This window comes from Paracidovorax sp. MALMAid1276, from assembly GCF_049198005.1.
Lineage (GTDB): Bacteria > Pseudomonadota > Gammaproteobacteria > Burkholderiales > Burkholderiaceae_C > Acidovorax.
This window is the reverse complement of record NZ_JBMIRS010000030.1, coordinates 1-601: the sequence shown is the minus strand read 5'-3', so window position 1 is coordinate 601 and position 601 is coordinate 1. Positions and strand designations below refer to the sequence as shown.

General features: G+C 67.1%; 1 protein-coding gene. It reads right to left on the bottom strand.

The window, feature by feature from the left end:
• Positions 1–114: 114 nt before the first annotated feature.
• Positions 115–456, bottom strand: coding sequence for a DUF3325 domain-containing protein (locus ACOQFS_RS01140; RefSeq protein ID WP_421561152.1), 342 nt, complete (start codon positions 454–456; stop codon positions 115–117).
• Positions 457–601 lie beyond the last annotated feature (145 nt).

Genomic DNA, 601 nt, shown 5'->3' with positions numbered 1-601 from the left:
CTGGCATCCCACCCCGGCAAGGTACTTGTGCGACTCCAAAAAGACATTGAACAGGCTCTGAGGGGCGCGGAAAGGTGCGTGTGGGGCGCGGCACTGCCGCCCAGGCGGAGGGACTCAATGCCCCGCTGCGGCGGCGGCCAGGCCTGCCGCCAGGGCGGCGCCGGCCAGCCAGGGCATGCGCTGTGGATGCCAGGTGGCGGCGGCTGCGACGGCCACGGCCGAAACCATGAAGCCCACCGTCCAGGCGACGACGGCCACCGAGGTGGGCGGGGCGCCCGCCGCATTCGCGGAGGCAGCCGCCAGCCACAGCGAGGCCAGCATCAGCACCCATCCGCCGGCACGCAGGGCGCGCAGCTGCCGCGCACTGCCCTCGCAGCCCAGTGCATCTTCGTGGTGGCGGTCCATGCCCAGGGCGATGGCAGACCAGGCGGCAAAGCAGAGCAGAAACATGGACATGGTGGTGACTGTGTGCGACTCCAAAAAAGACATTGAACCAATGGGATGGACGCCCCACCCCAAACGGCATCGAAAGTGCCACAGTGGAGACGTCAGTTCTTCCACTTCAACGGAGCAGGAGCGTCCACCATGAAGATTACAACCA